Raw genomic sequence first — 236 nt, 5'->3', positions numbered from 1 at the left:
CTATTTACCTACCTGGGGCTGATTGCCAGCAAGTGGCCGGTGATTGTGCCGCCTAACTATACGATTTGGGATGCCTCGTCCGCACCGGAGTCCCAGCTGTTTCTGTTAATCGGCTTCCTATTCGTGATTCCTATCGTGCTGGCCTACACCGCTTGGACCTACTGGGTGTTCCGCGGCAAGGTGAAAGTGGGCGAAGGCTATCACTAAAGCAGTCTTTAAAAGCAGCCCTTAAAAAC

General features: G+C 52.5%; 1 protein-coding gene. It reads left to right on the top strand.

Annotated elements, in window-relative coordinates:
• The coding region (locus tag SB753_RS41395) for a cytochrome d ubiquinol oxidase subunit II (RefSeq protein ID WP_410805732.1) at window positions 1–207 on the top strand (207 nt) is incomplete at its 5' end.
• Window positions 208–236: the final 29 nt, after the last annotated feature.

This window comes from Paraburkholderia sp. SIMBA_053 (assembly GCF_046534895.1).
GTDB lineage: Bacteria > Pseudomonadota > Gammaproteobacteria > Burkholderiales > Burkholderiaceae > Paraburkholderia > Paraburkholderia caledonica.
Note: the sequence above shows the minus strand (reverse complement) of the source record. Positions and strands in the feature narration are given on the sequence as shown.